The organism is bacterium, from assembly GCA_020854115.1.
Taxonomy (GTDB): domain Bacteria; phylum Patescibacteriota; class Saccharimonadia; order CAILAD01.
In genome coordinates this window covers 17,648-36,543 of record JADZGC010000009.1, presented here as the reverse complement: position 1 = coordinate 36,543, position 18,896 = coordinate 17,648, and the positions used below count along the sequence as shown (strand labels likewise).

At 51.0% G+C, this 18,896-nt stretch carries 22 protein-coding genes, 1 tRNA gene and 1 other annotated feature; of the genes, 5 read left to right on the top strand and 18 right to left on the bottom strand.

Translation table 11 applies throughout. The features are described from left to right. Nucleotides 1–108: 108 nt before the first annotated feature. Nucleotides 109–183 (bottom strand) — tRNA-Gln (locus IT415_01575). A gap of 185 nt (nucleotides 184–368) precedes the next feature. On the opposite strand from IT415_01575, the gene IT415_01570 reads away from it, so the two are divergent. Both IT415_01570 and IT415_01565 read left to right on the top strand, forming a co-directional pair. Next, complete coding sequence (locus IT415_01570; protein MCC7543381.1) at nucleotides 369–959, top strand: hypothetical protein; 591 nt, start codon at nucleotides 369–371, stop codon at nucleotides 957–959. An 8-nt stretch (nucleotides 960–967) separates the two neighbouring features. Further along, nucleotides 968–1,150 carry a hypothetical protein gene (locus IT415_01565; protein MCC7543380.1) on the top strand — a complete coding sequence of 61 codons (183 nt, stop codon included), beginning with the start codon at nucleotides 968–970 and terminating at the stop codon, nucleotides 1,148–1,150. A gap of 547 nt (nucleotides 1,151–1,697) precedes the next feature. On the opposite strand, the gene IT415_01560 is transcribed toward IT415_01565, so the two are convergent. The 13 genes from IT415_01560 to IT415_01500 form a co-directional block, all read right to left on the bottom strand. Next, a complete protein-coding gene (locus IT415_01560; GenBank protein MCC7543379.1) occupies nucleotides 1,698–3,083 on the bottom strand; it encodes a cysteine--tRNA ligase in 1,386 nt (461 codons plus the stop codon). Beyond that, nucleotides 3,080–3,667 (bottom strand): hypothetical protein, encoded by a 588-nt coding sequence (locus IT415_01555; protein ID MCC7543378.1) that lies wholly within the window; start codon nucleotides 3,665–3,667, stop codon nucleotides 3,080–3,082. Before IT415_01555 ends, IT415_01560 begins: the two co-directional genes overlap by 4 nt. Beyond that, nucleotides 3,664–4,266 (bottom strand): recombination protein RecR, encoded by a 603-nt coding sequence (recR, locus tag IT415_01550; protein ID MCC7543377.1) that lies wholly within the window; start codon nucleotides 4,264–4,266, stop codon nucleotides 3,664–3,666. The genes IT415_01555 and recR overlap by 4 nt, the downstream gene beginning before the upstream one ends. A 12-nt stretch (nucleotides 4,267–4,278) precedes the next feature. After that, on the bottom strand, nucleotides 4,279–4,566 hold the full coding sequence (locus tag IT415_01545) for a YbaB/EbfC family nucleoid-associated protein (GenBank protein MCC7543376.1): 288 nt from the start codon (nucleotides 4,564–4,566) through the stop codon (nucleotides 4,279–4,281). A gap of 51 nt (nucleotides 4,567–4,617) precedes the next feature. Beyond that, the gene (locus IT415_01540; GenBank protein ID MCC7543375.1) at nucleotides 4,618–6,177 is read right to left on the bottom strand and encodes a glycosyltransferase family 39 protein; all 1,560 of its coding nucleotides are present in this window, start codon (nucleotides 6,175–6,177) and stop codon (nucleotides 4,618–4,620) included. Next, the gene (locus tag IT415_01535; GenBank protein ID MCC7543374.1) at nucleotides 6,155–6,940 is read right to left on the bottom strand and encodes a glycosyltransferase; all 786 of its coding nucleotides are present in this window, start codon (nucleotides 6,938–6,940) and stop codon (nucleotides 6,155–6,157) included. Before IT415_01535 ends, IT415_01540 begins: the two co-directional genes overlap by 23 nt. Continuing rightward, nucleotides 6,937–8,571 carry a glycosyltransferase family 39 protein gene (locus tag IT415_01530; protein ID MCC7543373.1) on the bottom strand — a complete coding sequence of 545 codons (1,635 nt, stop codon included), beginning with the start codon at nucleotides 8,569–8,571 and terminating at the stop codon, nucleotides 6,937–6,939. The genes IT415_01535 and IT415_01530 overlap by 4 nt, the downstream gene beginning before the upstream one ends. Further along, a complete protein-coding gene (locus IT415_01525) occupies nucleotides 8,571–9,086 on the bottom strand; it encodes a GtrA family protein (GenBank protein MCC7543372.1) in 516 nt (171 codons plus the stop codon). Before IT415_01525 ends, IT415_01530 begins: the two co-directional genes overlap by 1 nt. 63 nt (nucleotides 9,087–9,149) lie before the next feature. Continuing rightward, nucleotides 9,150–10,520 (bottom strand): replicative DNA helicase, encoded by a 1,371-nt coding sequence (gene dnaB, locus IT415_01520; protein MCC7543371.1) that lies wholly within the window; start codon nucleotides 10,518–10,520, stop codon nucleotides 9,150–9,152. Continuing rightward, nucleotides 10,520–11,914: a DNA polymerase III subunit gamma/tau gene (dnaX, locus tag IT415_01515; GenBank protein MCC7543370.1), complete on the bottom strand. Its 1,395-nt coding sequence runs from the start codon at nucleotides 11,912–11,914 to the stop codon at nucleotides 10,520–10,522. The genes dnaB and dnaX overlap by 1 nt, the downstream gene beginning before the upstream one ends. 110 nt (nucleotides 11,915–12,024) lie before the next feature. Next, on the bottom strand, nucleotides 12,025–12,567 hold the full coding sequence (locus tag IT415_01510; GenBank protein MCC7543369.1) for a hypothetical protein: 543 nt from the start codon (nucleotides 12,565–12,567) through the stop codon (nucleotides 12,025–12,027). Between the two features lie 177 nt (nucleotides 12,568–12,744). Continuing rightward, nucleotides 12,745–13,182, bottom strand: coding sequence for a 50S ribosomal protein L7/L12 (rplL, locus tag IT415_01505; protein ID MCC7543368.1), 438 nt, complete (start codon nucleotides 13,180–13,182; stop codon nucleotides 12,745–12,747). Between the two features lie 26 nt (nucleotides 13,183–13,208). Further along, on the bottom strand, nucleotides 13,209–13,742 hold the full coding sequence (locus IT415_01500; protein ID MCC7543367.1) for a 50S ribosomal protein L10: 534 nt from the start codon (nucleotides 13,740–13,742) through the stop codon (nucleotides 13,209–13,211). A gap of 12 nt (nucleotides 13,743–13,754) precedes the next feature. Beyond that, nucleotides 13,755–13,893: a sequence feature (ribosomal protein L10 leader region), on the bottom strand. Nucleotides 13,894–14,014: 121 nt separating this feature from the next. Here IT415_01500 and thyA point away from each other — a divergent pair. Genes thyA through IT415_01485 form a run of 3 tightly spaced genes read left to right on the top strand, consistent with a single transcriptional unit; the run spans nucleotide 14,015 to nucleotide 15,826 of the window. Further along, nucleotides 14,015–14,890, top strand: coding sequence for a thymidylate synthase (gene thyA, locus IT415_01495; GenBank protein ID MCC7543366.1), 876 nt, complete (start codon nucleotides 14,015–14,017; stop codon nucleotides 14,888–14,890). Between the two features lie 8 nt (nucleotides 14,891–14,898). Then, on the top strand, nucleotides 14,899–15,396 hold the full coding sequence (locus tag IT415_01490; protein MCC7543365.1) for a dihydrofolate reductase: 498 nt from the start codon (nucleotides 14,899–14,901) through the stop codon (nucleotides 15,394–15,396). Continuing rightward, a complete protein-coding gene (locus IT415_01485) occupies nucleotides 15,380–15,826 on the top strand; it encodes an HIT domain-containing protein (GenBank protein ID MCC7543364.1) in 447 nt (148 codons plus the stop codon). Before IT415_01490 ends, IT415_01485 begins: the two co-directional genes overlap by 17 nt. Nucleotides 15,827–15,854: 28 nt before the next feature. Here IT415_01485 and IT415_01480 read toward each other — a convergent pair whose 3' ends face one another. The 4 genes from IT415_01480 to rplK form a co-directional block, all read right to left on the bottom strand. Continuing rightward, nucleotides 15,855–16,694, bottom strand: coding sequence for a deoxycytidylate deaminase (locus IT415_01480; protein MCC7543363.1), 840 nt, complete (start codon nucleotides 16,692–16,694; stop codon nucleotides 15,855–15,857). Then, nucleotides 16,687–17,295 carry an adenylyltransferase/cytidyltransferase family protein gene (locus IT415_01475; GenBank protein MCC7543362.1) on the bottom strand — a complete coding sequence of 203 codons (609 nt, stop codon included), beginning with the start codon at nucleotides 17,293–17,295 and terminating at the stop codon, nucleotides 16,687–16,689. Before IT415_01475 ends, IT415_01480 begins: the two co-directional genes overlap by 8 nt. Nucleotides 17,296–17,443: 148 nt before the next feature. Next, the gene (rplA, locus tag IT415_01470; GenBank protein MCC7543361.1) at nucleotides 17,444–18,391 is read right to left on the bottom strand and encodes a 50S ribosomal protein L1; all 948 of its coding nucleotides are present in this window, start codon (nucleotides 18,389–18,391) and stop codon (nucleotides 17,444–17,446) included. A 58-nt stretch (nucleotides 18,392–18,449) separates the two neighbouring features. Then, nucleotides 18,450–18,881, bottom strand: coding sequence for a 50S ribosomal protein L11 (gene rplK / locus IT415_01465; GenBank protein ID MCC7543360.1), 432 nt, complete (start codon nucleotides 18,879–18,881; stop codon nucleotides 18,450–18,452). Nucleotides 18,882–18,896: the final 15 nt, after the last annotated feature.

The window sequence follows — 18,896 nt, the reverse complement described above, 5'->3', positions numbered from 1 at the left end:
TCTGGCACCAAAAAACCGACCTTGCAGTCGGTTTGATGTTTTCCTAGACTTGTACCAAACAGATTGAGTTTGCACTGTATGCACTACGGTCATGTTTGGTGCACGTCTTGGCTGGGACGGAGGGATTCGAACCCCCGAATGCCGGGACCAAAACCCGGTGCCTTACCACTTGGCGACGTCCCAATAGTCTTCTAAAAGAGCCTGAAATGCCCTGATAGTATACGATTTTATATCTGATTATTCAATAATTGAGCTCAAAAAGTATTGACAAAAATTCATTAATACTGTAAAGTAGTCAGGTTTGCTCAAGAACGAGCTGCTGCTTCCCCTTTAAGCGGGAAGGCTCTCAACCATGAAAGGGGCACATTGTGTCTCAGCAGTACCTCAACAAAAAGCGACTGTGGTCGCGACCGACTGTGGTCGTGATCATCGCCATCATGGCAGTCGCTGCGACGCTGATGCCGACGTCGGCAGCCGGGGCTCAGGCTCCGTCTGTGATGCCGGTCCTGCATGCGCGGAAGATGGCAGGTATGTCATCGTCTGCCTCCTATCGGGCGGCACCAGTGGTGGTGGCTACACACACCGACCGTGTGTTGCTGCGCAATCAGGCAGCAACCGCGACGTGTGGCTATGTAACGTGCACGGTGTTTTTCACGAAAGATGCATCCCGCTTCCTGGACAAGCTCATCGGAGGTGCCTACTCCGGCACCAAGATGGCTACTGCTGCGGCAATCGCCGGCATTGCCTGTACCTTCGTCACTACCCCTGTGGGCGGTGCGGTGTGTGCTGGTGTGACTGGCGTGTACGCACAGTGGGCGCAGGATGCCTTCGCTGATGCAGCGGCGCGTGATCGGTGTGCGACTTTTCGCTACACCATGACCCCGGGGTTCATCCCCTTCAGCCCGGTTAAGGTCATTCCGTTGACATTCGGTACGAGCAATGGGCGGTGGTGTCGATGAGTAGTCCCATGAAGGCACGTGCCTACCTACTGCTGGGAGTGATGCTCCTGGTGACCGCTGCAATCATCGAGACTGTGAGTGCAGCTCGTAACATCGCGGTGATTGTGGGGATGACGGGCGCTTTCATGCTCGTTGGATGGGCTAGTGAGGTGAAACGGTCTCGAGTGAATCGCGACCGTAGCACGAACTAGTCAGCAAGATCGTCACCTAGCCCCAGTACGGTGGCGTACCCGGCCCGGAACCTGTTCCCCAGCAGGTTCCGGGCCACTTCTTTTATTGACAGATCGTGTATCGTGTAGTATAAATAGGTAACTTCGTACCTCTCGAGCCGCAAAGGAGCCGTATGCTTGGGTATGTATTCCTGGGCTTTGCTGTCGCGCTCCTATGGGGCTCGATCAAAGAATTGCTCGGCTGTCTCGCGCGCCTACTGATGCTTGGCCTCGGTGCCCTTTTTCTTATCATGGCAATCGCTGAATTGTCCACTCGTTAACCTACTAGTACTCAAGTGAAAGAAGTGAGGTGGTGACATTGGCCAGTGGTCGGTGTGAACGATGTGGTGGTCCTCTCGAGGATTGCTCATCCTGTAGCGGGCGCGGATGCTCGCAGTGCTATCGCGGTCAGAAGTGCAAAAACCAGTGCTCCGGATCTGCTCACGGGTGGACCGCCGGCAAGTGGTGGAGCAAGCGTCGCTAGTGCATCTAGCTCAATCAGACCTCGGGGCATCCTCGAGGTCTTTATTTATGCTCTATGTAATTCCCAGATTATTTGACCATCGGAAGTATCCTCTACCCCTACGCCCAAATGGTTGAGATTGTCACGTATTTTGTCGCTGCGTTCGAAGTCTTTGTGGCGACGCACCTCGTCTCGATTTTCGACTAATTGCATGATCGAGTCATCAAGCCGTAGATTTCGTTGATTTAGAAAAAGCCCAAGACCAAGAGTCTGGTCGATATGCTCTGCAAACTCACGCATTTGCTGTCCAAGCTCTAGCGAGCGTTCGCCCTCGGCGATCACTGCGAGCGCTTCCGGGGTATTGAGGTCATCAGCCAGTGCAGCATCAAATTTCCGCGTCAGTTTCTCTGGAAGTTTTGACTTCTTTGAGCTGGCGTTATTGATCAGTTTACTTGCCCATTCCCGGAGGCTGTTACGGCGGCGGATAGCCGCCTGGAGGCTATCTTCTGTAAAGTCCATTTGGCTGCGATAATGCCCAGACAGCAAGAATAATCGAAATGCGAGCGGTTGGCTGATGTCGTCAAGCGTTCGGAAGTTACCGAGGCTTTTGCTCATCTTTTCTGAATCGACATTGAGGAATTCATTGTGCACCCAATAGTGTGCTAGCTTGCCGCCATTTTGGGCGATTTCGTTTTCATGGTGTGGAAATTTCAGGTCAATACCGCCGGTATGGATATCGAAAGTCTGGCCGAGATACTTGGTACTCATGGCTGAGCACTCGATGTGCCAGCCGGGGCGACCGCGCAAGTTTTGTCCGTCAACATCGAAGTCCCAAGTGGGATCGCCAGGCTTTTCAGCTTTCCACAGAGCAAAGTCACCCGCCCCTTGCTTTTGGTCTTGATCATCAATACGTGATTGCAGGTTGGCATCCTGGGCGATTTCAACTAGCTGACCATATGTTTTGCCTGATTTTTTATAGTGGTCGAGTGAGAAATACACACTACCTTCGGAAATGTAGGCAATTTCAGCTTTGATCAGGTTACGAACAATCGCCTGCATCTCTTCGATGTGATCTGTTGCTCGTGGGAGAGTTGCAATATCACTGAGCTGCACGCCAATTCTTTGAAGATCCTGTTTAAATACGCCGAGGTATGTCTGGGTTAGTTCTTCCAGGGCATCGCCTGGATCTGCATCGGGATAGAGCTCGCCGGCACGAGCGATCATTTTGTCATCGATATCGGTGATATTCATGACCCACTGTACGTCATAACCACCGATATATCTCAGTACACGCTGAAGCGTGTCCGCCGTCACGAATGCGCGCAAGTTACCAATGTGTGCATGATCATAGACGGTTGGTCCACAAGAATACATCGTCACCCGATCGGGTTTGAGCGGCGTAAAAGGTTCTTTTTTCAGGTGTAGTGAATTGTAGAGAGTGATTTGCGTCATATCGTTAGTGACTTTCGATTAATAATAGCTCGGAGTACGTCGGCGGTGCGACGACAGTCGTCGAGAGCATTATGGGCACTGCGGGTATCCTGTCCAAAAGCACGGAAGGTTTCTTCTGAGCGAATGATTTCAGGGTGTCCCAGCTCACACAGATAGGTATAGGCAAGCGTCCAGATATCTATGTGGTGATAGTCGTACATCGTTTCGCGGCGATGGACTGCGCGCAAGAAAGTGTCGAGCCAAGCCCGATCAAAGCTGACATTCCACGATGCGAGATAGATATCTTCGCCAAAAGTTTCGATAAACTGCTTGGCCACTTCTTTTGCAGTCGGGGCGTTTGCTACGCGCTCGGCAGTGATGTCGGTATGCTCAAGTACCCAGGCATCGAGTCGTGCTGGGTCAGCCTTAATATCACTGAGGAAGTGCTGTTTTTCTACAAGTGTCTGCTTGTCGAGCAGGACGGCGCCAAGTTGCGTGGGGTCGCCTGGGTCAATGATGTCTTGCGTATCAATGTCTCGCGTGAAGCCTGTGCTCTCGAAGTCGATCAGGAGTATATCCTTAGAAAAACCCGCAAACGTGCTCATATCTGCACCTCCGTGCGCCCCGAGAACGCTCGTGATAGTGTGACTTGATCGGCGTACTCGACATCGGCACCGACTGGCATGCCCTGTGCTAGTCGCGTGACGCGGACCGACGAATCTGCGAGCTGCTTTGCGATATACATAGCAGTCGTCTCGCCTTCCACTGTGGCATTGGTGGCCAGTACGATTTCTTGCGGATCGATAGCTGATATTCTTGCCAGCAACGTATCGATCTTGAGTTGACTTGGTCCTATTCCGTCGATCGGGCTGAGTAAGCCGTGGAGTACATGATAGCGACCTTGGAATGAACCCGTTCGTTCGAGGGCGATAATGTCGAGTGGTTGGGCTACCACGGCTATTATGTTGTTGTCGCGATTTGTGTCCTGACATAATGCACATAGCTCCTCGATTGCAAAACTGTGGCACTGGGCACAAAACTGCAGCCCATCTCGCAAGCCAATCAGCGCCTCGCCGAGCCGTCTAGGGTCGCCAAAGCGCACCAGATACATCGTCAGGCGTTCTGCTGTCTTTGGGCCAATCGACGGAAGCTTTGCAAACTCCTCGACCGCTCGTGTGATTTGCTTCGGTAGGACGTGTGTCACAATAGTCTCGATCTAGAGTCCGGGGATATTGAGGTCCCCCATGCGGCCTTTCATTTTATCGGCGACTTCACGTTGCAAAGTCCCCATAGCTTGATTTACTGCTGACTCGATCAGCTTCTCGAGACGTGGCAGGTCTTCGGGGTCAAATTTTTCTTTATCGAGCTTGATGCTGGTGACTTTTTGTTCGCCATTGACTACAACAACTACCGCGCCATTTCCAGCATCGGCTTCCACTTCAACTTGCTTGAGCTCTTTTTGAAGCTTGCGCAATTCATTCATGGCTTTGACTTGTTCGAGCATACTTTTATCTCCTCTAATCTGATACTATCTATTGTACCGCAGATCGAGTGATTATTGCACTTGGTAGAGACGAGCTTCGGATGAATTGGTTTTGATTTGGTCGAGCTGCTGCCAGTTTGCTGGAGTAGCTTTCCAGTATTTCTGCTCCCCGGGCTTACCAATCATCCAGAGGCGGCCGTTTGCAGGCTTGATAGTCGATAGATCGTCTACATAAATTTTATCAGCGCGATCATACAGGAGGCTGGATTCACCGTATCCGTTCGGTCTGCCGTAAGATGTAGCTGAGGTATTCAGTAATAGAGTTGGCTTGATCATATCTGTGTAGTTGACCTTAAAGGTGTTTCTTGAGTCGTCACACGAGTTGCAATAATAGCTGAAATCAAAGTATGTATATAATTCGGCTGATACGACTACATCGCCAGTCTGACTGACGTACTCCCCGACTACCTTCATGGAGTGAGTCGCTTGTCGTGCAACATTACCGACCCCTATACCGAAGATGATCAGCGTACCAATTAAGGCGGCTGCTCCGGTAGCCTGATGTTGGCGAATCAGTTGCGTGAGCGCGATTCCTAGTAAGGTGTAGAGTCCATAGGCTGCAAATACCAGATATCGGTCTTGATAGATGGGCTTAATGGTTGACACGGCAATGGTCGCACCGATTGGCAGAACGGTATACCAGAAGAGAGCTCGGATTTCCTTATGCTCGTGCTTATGCAGCCAAGAGATCCAGAGAATGAGACCGAGTGTAATGCCTGGGATTGCCCAAAAAACCAATGACGGCAGGGCCATAGCATCAGTAAAGGTGAAGTTTTGCCAGACACTCTTGGGCAAGGTATAGATAGTCGTCGCAGGGATCCAGCTAATCCCTTGTCCTCGAGTGAATTGACCGTAGAAAGCCGGTAGCCATGGTAGCCACAGAACAACCATACCGAGATTTGCGAGCCACCAGTCGATTCTTAGCCAGCGACTTTTGCCTAGTCGCCATTTCCATGGCCGCTCAAGGGTCATGAGATACAGCCAGTGGGCCACGATAGCAAATACCGTAAAGTAATGGGTGTACAGACCGGCCGCCATGGTAAGTACATAGATAGACCACCAGCGCCAATCTGGATGAACATGCTCAGTGGCACGCAATAACGCATAAGTGCCTCCGATCAAGAAAAGGCCCAAGATCCCGTACATGCGTGCCTCTTGGCTATAGCGAACCAGCATAGGCGCGATGGCTAGAAGGCTGAGGCTGATTGTGGCGGCTGCACGGCCGAAATGTCGCTTGACGAGTATGTATATGATGAAGATGGTGGCAATTCCAGCTACGGCACTCATGCTGCGCATAGCTAGCTCGCTGGTACCAAATATCTGCATCCAGTAATGCAGCAGTTCGTAGTAGAGCGGTGGGTGTACATCGCGCGCTGAGCCAGCCCATATTTCGAGCGGTGTGCGCGAAGCAAGCATTGCTGAGAAGCCTTCATCGTGCCACACACTAGCTTTGGTGATTGTCAGAAACCTGGCAATAGCTGCAATTAGCAGCAGTATAAACACTGCCCATCGCTCCGGTAGACGTTGGATGTAGGTCGGGGCTAATCGATTAGTCAGCTTGGTACGGGACATAACGAAAACTTACCTTTCGATAACGACCTGTTAAAAGCCCGAGCTTGATTGAGAGTAAGTCGATAAAAACTTGCAAAGCCACCTGAAGGGATTTGAAGCCTGAGCCACCGGATATCTTAGAGCCTTCGACGACATCCTTCCAGTCCGGAACTTCGATCAGCTCAATGCTATATCCGAGCTTGCGAGCTACAGCGAGAATTTCCATATCGAATCCCCAGCCAACGATCCGCTGGCGACCGAACACTTCTTTTGCGACCTGGGCATCAAATACCTTGAAGCCACATTGTGTGTCTTGTATGCCTGGTACGAGTAATGTTTGAGTAAGCCAGTTGCCAAAAGTCGAAATGAATTTCCTCAAACCGGTGTGAGAGTCAGAAAGATTTCGGACACAAATTCCGATCGGCCGTTTTGAGTGTATTAAGCTGTACACGTCATCAAGGTATTTAAGCGGGGTGGCGAGGTCGGCGTCCATAAACATAATGTACTTGCCGCGGGCAGCGAACATACCGTCACGGACTTGCTTGCCTTTCCCTACCTTTGGTCCGGTTTGCAAGTATCGGAAAGAAGCGAAGTGTTTCGCTTCAGCGCGAGCAACTTTTTCAGTGTTGTCGTCTGAAAGCGCATCGACAACGACGACCTCGGCGTCATACTTGCGCTCTTTCAAGAAGTGAGCGAGTGTTTTGAGTGTCGCGCCAATACGCTTTTCTTCATTGAGCGTTGGTATGAGGATAGTGAGCTGTGGTTGGCCGGCCTTGGCGTTCATCGATTTACTTCGACCTCGTAATAGAGTGTACGTTGTGGGAAGCTTGGAGAGCTCATTGCTTTAATACTGGCAGTTGGGTATTTAGCGCGTAAGATGTCCAGAACTTCTTGTCGTCGCTGGTTATTTTGGACGAAGAATACGGTCGGGTCTTGCGTGAGCGGCACCGACTTCACTTGATCCCATTCTAGCCGCTTCCAGCCTGACCCACGATCGAGGCCGAAGCCATCATCGATATTGTACTTGTAGTCAGGCTTTGCGCGAGTCAGATAGTCGATGGTACGTATAGAATAGCCGTCAACTACCATATAGGTCGTAGGCTGGTTGGTGCCTTTGATAGTAGTGTTGTACTGACGAGCAATCTCGGCCATGTCTTCTGCATAAGCATCGTACGTGTTCTGATCTCCTGCCCAGGCCACAAAGTAGGCTTTGTATCCTTGCACAAGCGTGGCACCCAGGAGAAGCAGTATAAAACCAAGGCCTATATTGCGAGCGAAAGAATTGATCGGAAAGATTGCGTACCAGCGACCAATAAAATAAGACAGCCCAACTGCCACCAGGATCATCACTGCTGGTGCACTCCCGATTGAACGCAATCCATGTGGCAGCCCCTCTGCGGTGAGTGCTGCGGGGAGTATCATGGCGCCAAAAATAAGCAACAGGGCTACGTATCGACTGTGACGCAGCGCATACAGGGAGATCAAAATGCCGAGAATAAACATGATACCAACAAATGTATTAAGATAAGGTTCGTTTGGAATGTTATGACGCGGGTTGCTGTCGCCTGCGAAGTTGTATTGCAATATCGTCTTCGTCATACTCTCACCTAGTGTTTGCAGTGGCTTGCCACCATTAAGGTCCTTATTCAAAAAGCTCGTGCCACCTGCTCGCGAGGCTGCATCCTTATGCGTCACCGTATATATCCCGAGTGGTGTGATTACGAGGAGGAATGTGGCGAGAGCTAGACCGATATTGCGTACATTCTTTTTGATGAGCTCGCGTCGGAATATAGCAGTGTACATCAGAAGCCCAAAGCTAGCCGCGAGCATAAGCTGGAAGGCCGTATAAGTATAGGCCCCTAGTCCTAGGCATAGACCAGCTCCGATGAAGTAAGGCAATTTTCGAGTTTTAAAGGCTCGACCGGCGAAATACGCCACGAGCGCAACCATCAATGGCGTCATGCTGGCTCGAAAGCCGTCACGCGATATGACGATAACCCACGGGTTAATTGCCAAGAAGAATGCCGCCAAAAGCCCGACCCTTCTGCCAAACCAATCGGTACCCCAGTAATACACAGCAATGACAGCCAGCACGCCCGCAATTGCTGGGGCGATGCGTAGGGCTAGGATGGTATTTCCTAGAAACCAGACGAAAATACCCTGCAAGAAGAAGAAAAGTGACTCGCGAGGCCCATTGGTGGCATAGAGCGGCCGGATGTCGCGATTGAAAATCCTAAAAACATCCTGACCGTTGGCTGCCTCATCTGGATGAAGGCCTGGAGGCAATTGATCAAGCTGGTAGAAGCGCATGAAGATTGCCAACAGTACGATCATTGCTAACACAATCCAAGTGCCATACTTGGCAATAAAATGCTGCCGCTTTGTAACTTTTTGTGGTTTAGGTCCAGCAACCATTATTTGTATTCCTTAAATACAAAACGTTTGTAGGTTAGATAATTCCAACTTAAGCTCACGACTGTCGCAACCGCTTTGACGCCATTCGTGACGATAAATTGGTCGTCTACCAACCGTGTTACTCCCAGTGTTTGTGCAACATGCACACCCACTCCGATCGGCCAGACCCACACTTGTTCGAAGAAGTATATGACGCTACTCTGCAGTACGTACAAGCCGAAGGCAGTGAAGGCAAAAAAGCATAACGCTTGCTTGAGTTGAGAGTCATGGGTGTGGGCTTTGAACACAAAGTTGCGATTTGCGAAGAAGCTAAACAGCATGGCGATCGTCGTAGCTGGAATGTTAGCTGCCAGATTACTGAGTCCAAACAGTCGAGTCAGAAGATTAAGCGTTCCAAAATCGATCAGCGTATTGAGTATACCGACTATACCAAATCGTCCAACACGCGCGACTTCGTGGGTAGCTTTTGTTCGGGGATGATGGTCAGTGTTTGGCTTAGGCTTAGTTTCGGGCATGGGTCGGTTCTTTCGTTCTTTGAGTATAGCTTGGTTATTATGACTGAGTAAACACACTTGTGCTTAATTTGTGTGTTTGCGCTCCAGTGACCGGAAGAGCATGAGTTCGGGACTAAAGAAGAGCTCAACATCACCGGTTGGACCGTTACGATGCTTAGCTATGATGATGTCGGCGATGTTCTTGCGCTCAGTTTCTTTGTTCCACCTATCTTCGCGAGAAATAAACATAACCACGTCTGCATCCTGCTCGATTGATCCAGATTCACGAAGGTCTGAGAGCTGGGGTATCGGCGGATTGCGTGATTCGACGGCACGGGATAGTTGTGAGAGGGCGATAACTGGGACATCGAGTTCGCGCGCGAGACCTTTAATCGAGCGTGAAATCTCTGATACCTCGTTGACGCGGTTATCACTTCCTCCGCTTGAGCGCCCGCTCATCAGCTGCAGGTAGTCGATGATAATGAGCCCCAGTCCGTGCTCGGCCTGCAGTCGCCGTGCCTTTGTGCGCATTTCGAGTGAGTTAATGAGCGCGCTATCATCAATATAGATCGGCGCTTCGGCAAGTACGCCCATGGCACTATTGAGTTTTTCAAAATCCTTATCCTCGAGATTCCCGGTGCGCAGCTTCCATGAGTCGATTCCTGATTCCATGGCGAGCATACGGTCGATGAGTTGTTCTTTACTCATTTCCAGGCTGAAGATCCCGACCGGTACGCCTTCACGGATGGCGACATTGGCTGCGACATTTAGCGCGAAGCTCGTCTTCCCGACACTTGGGCGAGCAGCTAAGATGATCATATCAGAGCGTTGTAGCCCGGCTAAGAGATTGTCCATAGCCGCGAAGCCAGTAGGTACACCGCGCAACTGCTTCTTATCCTTGTGTAGAGCGTCGAGTCGATCGAAACTATCGACTAGGATTTGACTGGCTGAAATAAAGTTTTGCTTGAGATGCTTTTGACTGACCTGAAAAAGAGCCTGTTCGGACTCATCGAGAATATCCTCTAGCGGCTTATCTTCGTTGTGTGCGAATCCAGCGATAGTGTGACCCGCTAGATCGAGTCTACGGAGCGTCGCCTTAGCCGCCACGATCTTGGCATATTCAGCTGCATGAGTGGCGCTCGGTACATTAGCTGCGAGCTCAGTCAGGAAGGTCATGCCGCCAATTTCTTTGAGCTTTTTGAGGCCTTGGAGATGATCGGAGATTGTAATCAGGTCAATTGGTTTGCGTTGTTCATAGAGATGGAGAATCGAACCGTAGACGATACCATGTCGATGATCATAGAAGTCATCGTCATGAACAATGTCGGCTACTCGAATCAGCGCATCTGAATCGATGAGCAGTGCACCAAGCAGTGACTTCTCGGCCTCCAAGTTGTGCGGGGGTGTGAGTGACCGCTCAAGTGATCCGCCGCTATACCCAGTATCTTGCGCCATTATTCGATCACCTCCCCACCGAGAATCTCGAGCGCGCTAGCGACGAGCTCTTGGTCATCATGTGCTTCTTGTGCTGGCGCATCAGCTGAGGTATGTTCGACGCGCAGCTCTATCGTGCGTCCAGCTGCTTTTGTGAAGATAGCCTCAATTAGCTGACGATTACGAGCTTCCTCGATGCGCTCTTTGTGAAAACGGAAGCGGCAGCGAATCAGGAGTTGATTCCCCTCGAGGGTTGGCTCACCAGAGCGCAGAATAGCATACAGGGAATTATTTTTTATCTTGATAAGAGAAAGGGCCTTGGTGGCAATGACAGAGTCATTAAGGCCGGCTATTGGTGGTGTATGTTTGGTAGTGCGTACTGAGTTGGGCGTTGCCGAGGATTGTTTCTTGGGTGGTGTTGGCTGCTGTGTCACTGCTGCTACTGGAGAAGCTGATTGCGTTGGGCGTGTAGCTACTGTGGATTGTGTCAGCTCCCAGAGTGCGAGTTCTAGTGGCAAGCTTGGGATAGTAGCAGTGCGTTGCTCGCTTGTGGCGCGGGAGAGGGTACGCAATATCGGCACATATCGTTGGGCGAACTTTGGTTCAGCCCGCAAGAATTCCGAACGCACGTATGCAAGAAGGTATTCAGTCAGTATAGTCGGCTCGGCACCGGCAGTGAGAAGTTTTTGTAGAGCATCGAGGGCGCCACTGGTGTCGCTCTCGAGCGTAGCGGTTAGTAGGGATTGGGCGAGCGTGATGTCACCGATACCGGCAGTTTGTGCAACTACCTCGCCCGTAATGGCCTCACCGCGACTGGCCAGCTGATCTAAGAGGCTGAGTGCGTCTCGGAAGCCGCCCTGGGCTTGTTCGGCAATGAGGCGTAGCGCTTCGTCATCAATGGTAATGTTCTCTTTTTTTGCAACATCTTTAAGCGTTTGCGCTAAGTCAGCTGCTGTGATGAGGCGAAAATCATGTCGTTGGGTACGTGAGATGATGGTATCGGGTAGTTTGTGGACTTCGGTCGTGGCGAGTACGAAGATGACATGTGGCGGCGGCTCTTCAAGTGTCTTTAAGAGTGCATTAAAAGCCTCGCGGGTCAACATGTGGACCTCGTCGATGATGAATACTTTGTAAGGCAGTGTGCTAGGCGCGGTGGCGAGCTTATCACGCAGAGCACGGATTTCGTCAATGCCGCGATTTGATGCGGCGTCTATCTCTATGACGTCGAGCTCGCGGGCAATGTCAGCTTCGGATGGAAGCTGGTTGACGCGACGAGCAATGATGCGCGCTACACTGGTCTTCCCCGTACCGCGTGGGCCTGTCAGTAAGTAAGCATGACTAATCGCGCCTTTTTGAAAAGCTTTGTCGAGCGTGTCGGTGACATGTTTTTGCCCCACGACATCCGCTAGGTCCAATGGTCGATATGACCGATATAGAGCGAGCTGAACCACTCCCCTCCTCACCAATATTACTCACCCTATTATAGCGCAGAATGAGAGGTCAGAAACTGTAGATCATTACGATTTCAGCCAATCACAGCTTCGATGGCCGCCCAAGAGGCTACGCGGTCGGCTGGAATCACGACCGTTACCTCGTCGCCAGGCTGGGCTTTGAAGTATGTGACGCTCGCGAAGAGCACGTGGTAGAGCTTACCGCCTGCTTCGACCATATACGTACCATCTTGCAGAGTGATCTTGCCAATGAGTTTCTTGCGCTCGATTGGGCCGATTTGCTTATAGATGAAGCTACCATCCTCTGAAATAGTAAGCTTGAGGATATCGCCCTCGACAAGCTTGGACTTAGAAGCGTAGTTGGCGGGTACCGGATAGGTTTTGTCCCCAGGACCCATCATATTTTGACCATCGAAAACACCCTCGATGATTTTACCCGCTGTCGCTTCGCTGTTCTGATAGGCTGTCTGGCGAGATGAAGGTTTTGATGCGCCCGCCTGGTTGGGGTTAACGCCCATGTGAGCCAGCTGTTCATGGAGCTGTTTTAATTGTTCCTCAGCTGCTTTGAGCTTAGCAGCCAGGTCAGTTACTTTTTCGTCTTGCGGGTTGTTTGCCATCTGTTACTCACTTTCTGTTTGCAGGTTATATACAGGAATACCACCCTCAAGTATCCTTAAACTCATGCGCCATACTCTGTCGCATTTACTCGGAGTATAGCATTCGTACCAGAAATAATGCAAACAAAAACACCCACTTTTTGATTCGGCGGGTGTTTTTGATTGTAACTACAGGGTTTACTGGAGTTCGATGGTAGCGCCAGCAGCTTCGAGCTTCGTCTTAGCTTCGTCAGCTTCTTCTTTGGTAGCGCCTTCTTTGACCATCTTAGGTGCTTCGTCTACAACAGCCTTAGACTCGGCGAGACCAAGACCAGTGATTTCACGAACAGCCTTGATGACGTCGATCTTCTTGTCGCCTGCTGCGGCAAGAAAGATGTTGAATGAAGTCTTCTCTTCGGCGGCTTCACCAGCTTCGGCTGGAGCAGCTACGCCAGCAACCGCTACTGGAGCGGCAGCTGATACGCCGTAGTGATCTTCGAGGGTCTTTACGAACTCTGAGAGGTCGAGGACGCTCATTTTATCGAGTTCAGCAACGAGTTTTTCAAACTTCGCTGGAACTTCTTTCTTTTCTTCTTTTACTTCTTCTGCTACTGGAGCAGTTGTTTCTTCTGCCATAATATTCTCCTTAATTCGCAACTGCCTTACGCAGCAGCTTCCTTTTGTTCTTTAATTGCTTGCAGTGCATAGACCAATCCTGAGACATTGCCATTGAGGACGCGGACGAGGCCTGACATTGGGGCGGCAATAGTGCCAACCACCTGGGCCAGGAGCTGTTCGCGACTCGGCAGCTTAGCGAGGGCGATGACTTCTTCCTTAGTAAGAATGTCACCAGTTTCACTAATTGCTCCGACTACTTCTACGGCTTCGTTGTCTTTTGAGAAGTCAACGATGAGCTTAGCAGCTTCAACCTCATCTTCACCAAAGGCTACTGCCATTGGCCCAACGAAGGTCGAGAGATCGGTGATTTCCTTATTGGAAGCTTCGGCAGCTCGCTTGAGGAGCGTATTCTTAGCGACCGTGAAGGTAATCCCCTTCTCTCGTCCAGCATTACGCAGGGCGTTGATGGCTGGGACGTCGAGTCCGCGGTAGTCAGTCAGGACGGCAAGCTTTGAAGCATTGAGGCGCTCGACCAGTTTTTCGAGGTCTTGCGTCTTCTGTTCACGCGTTTTTGCCATCGTGAATTCCTTTTTTTAATGAAAAAATCTTCGGTGCGAGCACTGAAGACACGAGAGACTATATCTATATAAGATGTTGTCTTGGCCTCGGTAGCGGATTAAGGCAGGTTTATGTGCCAGCTACTGTCTTCGGTTCGTACTTGCATATATTACCAGATACAGGCTGATGGGTCAATAGATATTACGTGCGCCAATGACCGATGAATGATGTTGGCTATGCTTAAGTCGATACTAAAGCTTTGATAAGATATATAAGTTCGAAGCTCTTTGAAATGAAAGGTATGGGTATGTCACCTGATACTCAGTATCACAATCTCCTAGTGGCGTTACTGGAAGAGGGTCAATGGTCCGAGACGCGGCAAGGCCCGCGGACCCGTACGATCTTTGGTTATACACTCCGCTATAGCTTGGCAAAATGCTTTCCGATGGTTACTGAGCGAGATATCTCAGGTTTCTGGCGAGGCGCAATTGGCGAGCTATGTGCAATGATCAATGGTGCGCGCACGCTCGACCAATTTGCCGAATTCGGCTGTAACTGGTGGGGACCGTGGGCCACCGATGCAAAGTGTGCCAAGCGTGGCTTGGAGACTGGTGATATCGGTCCAGCTTCATACGGCGATGTCTTCGCGAATTACCCTGGGCCAGATGGTCCATTCGACCAGTGGGAAGCTCTTGTTGATCAGATTCGTAGCGATCCTGAGGTGAAGACGCACGTCATCACTAACTGGCTCGCCGGACATCTTTCGAGGGCATACGGACATCAGCCGACACCGACCATCGCACCCTGCCACGGCCATGTACAGGTTACCATTCTTGGCGACAAGCTGAATCTGGAAATGATCCAGCGTTCTGGTGATGTGCCGATTGGCGTGCCGTCAAACCTGGTGCAGTACGCGGCGATTATGCTCGCCCTGTGTGGACTGACCGGTTACCAACCGGGTTTCTATGTTCATCACATCGCCAACGCTCACTACTACGAGGATCAGGAGGATGTTGTGCGTGAATTGCGTGAGCGAATGCCACGAGTCTTGCCGACCGTGCGTTTCGTGGGTAAAATCTCATCCATCAAGGACGTCCGCAGTGACATGTTCGAGCTCGAAGGGTATAACCCGCATCCTGCTATCAAGCGAATCCCGGTGGCACCATGACACTTGTCATGATCGCTGCATGCGGGCAGAATGGTGAGCTTGGTCGCTCTGGTCAACTCCCCTGGGAGCGCCAGCCGGCCGACATGGATTTCTTCCGTGGCGTGACGACCGATCACACGATTGTGATGGGTCGAAAGACTGCGGAATCACTCCGCGGCCCTCTCCCACGGCGTCGTAATCTGGTTCTCACAACTGCAGAAGAACCAAGTCTTGTCGAGGGATTTGAGGTTGTATCTTACGACGAGGTGCTCAATTTAGAAGGCAAGGTGTTTATTATCGGTGGCGAACAGATTTATCGTCTGTTTTTGCCGCATGCCGATGAGATCATCTTGACCGAGTTTGAGATGGTCTTTGTCGGGTGTGACGCCTTCTTCCCCTACTTGGGTAACTCTGTGTGGGAATTGACCGACACGGATACCCAGCACTTCAACGATGAGGCGCTATGGGATTTTCGCCGACTATTCTTCAAGCGAAAGATCGAGGTACGCGATGAGTCTTCGTCATAACCCAAGTGACTACCTGCTTGAGGCGGCGCGTACTCCCGAGCAGGTCGCTGAGATGGAGCGACTGATCGAAGCGGGTATCTGCCTCTTCTGCGATCCACCGGAACGCAAATATGTTTTGCGGAGCAAGTATTGGCATGTTGTGCCCAATAAGTTCCCATATCCGGGCACAAAGCTACACTTGCTGATCGTTCCAGAAAAGCATGTCGATAGTTTGTGCGATCTTCCGGCCGATGCCTTTCAGGACTACATGCTGGTATTGATGATGATCAAGCGGCAGTATGAGCTCAAGGCCTACTCACACTTCATGCGCGTTGGTGACATGCGTTTCACGGGAGCCAGCATGGCTCATCTACATGGTCACCTTATCGTGGGTGATACAGAGAGCGAAGATTTTGAGTCAGTAAAGGTCAAGCTCGCGTCGAACACATAATGAAATGCCCCTGGCTTACGCCAGGGGCTTAATTCGTTGTTTCCACACGAATCACCTCGATGTCCGCAGCAGTGAGCAGCGCTTCGCCATCGAGCATCGCATATCCATCACTGTAGAAGACCCGTGCGATACCGGCTTCCATTATTAACTGCGCACATGGCGGGCATGGGAAGGTCGTCACGTACAGGTCGGCGCCCTCGAGCGCAATACCCTGTCGTGCGGCGTGACCAATGACGACAGATTCAGCGTGTGTGGCTGTAGAGAGCTCGATATATTGCCCCTTTTTGAAGCTTGCTCGAGGGTCTCCGTCGAAGTATGGCTGATGTGGCGACGGCGTATGGCGGTTGTAGCCCGTAACTAAGACTGTATTGTCACGTGCGAGAACTGCGCCAACCTGACGCCACCAGTCACCAGAGAGTAGGGCCTGTCCGTTTGCGAGTCCGAGCATCTGGCGCACTACATCCGAGCTCATAGGTTCGCCAGATGTGATGGGGCGTGCGAGCAATACTTGCTCTTTGTCCCAGCGCAAAAACGTTCTCATACTCAAGCGTTGTTCTACCGGGTATTCGATATCATCGAGCAATTCGATCAGTTCCATCTCGTCTGGGAGTATGAGGCGATCGAATTGCTCGTTGAGTTTCAGCGCTTGTACCCAGCTAATTACCTCTACCCGACGATGTGGGTACAGGTCAGAAAGTAACTGAGCAACCGTTTGGCTCGGCAAGCGCCGCACGTCTTTTACGAGCTGACGGAATCGCTCAATAATGTCCTCACCGAGAACTAGGATGTTGTCGACTGGGTTCTCATCGAAGAATCGATGATATCCTTCATGGAACACTGGCACATAACACAGGATTGCCTCAGTCATCGCGATTCTCCATTCTCTTCAGCACATCCGTGATGAAGGCGGGTACGGCTTGGTTGAGTGCCTGTCCTAGCTTATCGTGAAACTCAAGCCACATAAGACGAATCTTTGCAGTTGTGGAGGTTTCTGCCATTGGCGTCAAAACCACGATTTCACCGCAGAATTCTTCTCGAAGTAGCTCGAGCTCGTCTGCTGTGTAAGTCTCCGCTGTGGCGATGAGTACATCTGGGTGGATCAGCTTGATGAGCTCCCACTTCTCCGATGTGTATGGCTTGATCGTGACAATGTCTACGGCACGCTGATGGCAAAGAATTTCCATTCGTTCGCCTTCTGGTACGATAGGACGGCTTGGGCCCTTGCGCCGCTTGACCTTGTCGTCAGAATCAACGCCAACGATCAGAATATCTCCATGACGACTGGCCTCTGCCAAGTATTTTGCATGGCCTACGTGGAAAAGATCAAACGTGCCCATGGTCAGTACGATCTTTTGCCCTAGTCCTCGGCAGTGACTGATGATCTCGACTAGGTCGTCGTAATCGCGAACGATGCGTGTCTCTGGTGCTTCATTCGATGAGAAGAGGAAGCGACGATGTTCGTTTGACATGACACCTCCTCGGGCGTGTGGGTTGTGAACGAACTAGTACTAGCTTATCGTGTTGTGAGTTAGCAAAAAAGCGTAAGGACTAAGGATTTACTTTTTGGGACCAAAAAGCACCCTTGTGGGTGCTTTTTAAAATTCTTGTGATACAGAATTACTTCGCGACGAGTTCGGCAGTGTCGAGCTTGACGCCTGGTGTCATGGTGGCGGCAACGGTGATTGACTTTACGTAAGTCCCCTTCACACCTGATGGGCGATTTGTTTGCACGCACTGGAGTACGGCACGACCGTTGGCAACAAGATCTTCTGCTTTGAAGCTAAGCTTACCGACAGCGGCATGAATGATTCCATTGGCGTCGTTCTTCACCTCGAGACGACCTTGCTTAATTTCCTTCACAGCAGCAGCTGGATCAGCAGTTACAGTTCCACTCTTCGGTGATGGCATAAGCCCCTTCGGACCGAGGGTCTTAGCGTGACGACCGAGCTGAGCCATGGTGTCTGGAGTAGCAACGAGAACGTCGAAGTCCAGCGTACCTTTCGAGATGTCTGCAAGTAGCTGCTCTGAGTCAGTTACATCTGCCCCGGCTTCTGCGGCTGCCTTAGCCTTCTTGTCGTCGGCAGTCAAAACTGCCACACGAACGGTCTTGCCGCTACCGGCTGGCAGGGCTGTCGATGCGCGCACGGTTTGATCCGCTTGTCGTGGGTCGATGTCCAGACGGATGTGGAGCTCGAGGGTTGGGTCAAATTTTGCAGTCGAGACCTTCTGTAGAAGTGCAACTGCTTCATCGAGAGTGTAGAGCTTGTCGAAGTCGATAGCTTCACGCATTGCCTTTTGGTTCTTTGAGTACTTCTTGACGCGCGGCTTAGCTTTTGGCTTTGGGGCATCGGCTTTTTCGGCAGCTTCAGCCTTTTCTTGCTTTTTGGCTTCTTTCGCCTCAGCTTCTTCAGCTTCCTTGGCGGCCTTAGCACTGCGCTTCCCTGCCTTTGCAGTCGCTGTCTTCTTCGCAGGCTTTTCTTCGGTAGCTTCTTCGACTACCTCAGTACCTTCGGTTGCTTCTGTTACTACAGTCTCTTCTACGATTTCTTCTGGTTTCTTTGGCATAATATTCTCCTTGTGGTGCAAGCGCCTCCACGAGGCTCCCACGAGTTATTTAGTTAGATTATTTCTCGACCTCTACGCCCATAGAGCGTGCGGTACCCGCAATGATTTTCTTGGCAGCATCGATGTCATTGGCGTTCAAGTCGGCCATCTTAGCTTCTGCGATTTCGGTGAGTTGAGCGTCGGTTAGTTTACCAACCTTTTCCTTATTGGGTACACCGCTTGCCTTTTGTAGGCCAAGGGCTTGCTTGATGAGCATCTTAGCTGGAGTGCCTTTTACTACGAAATCAAAGCTCTTGTCTTCGTAGATTGTGATCTTGGTCGGGCATTGTGCTCCACGCATATCCTTAGTCTGCTCGTTGAAGGCGTTGATGAAGTCCATCATATTTACGCCGTGCTGGCCCAAAGCTGAACCAACTGGTGGTGCTGGAGTTGCTCCACCGGCTGGAATGACCATCTTGAGTTTTGCTGATACTTTCTTAGCTTCTGCCATAATATTTCTCCTTGT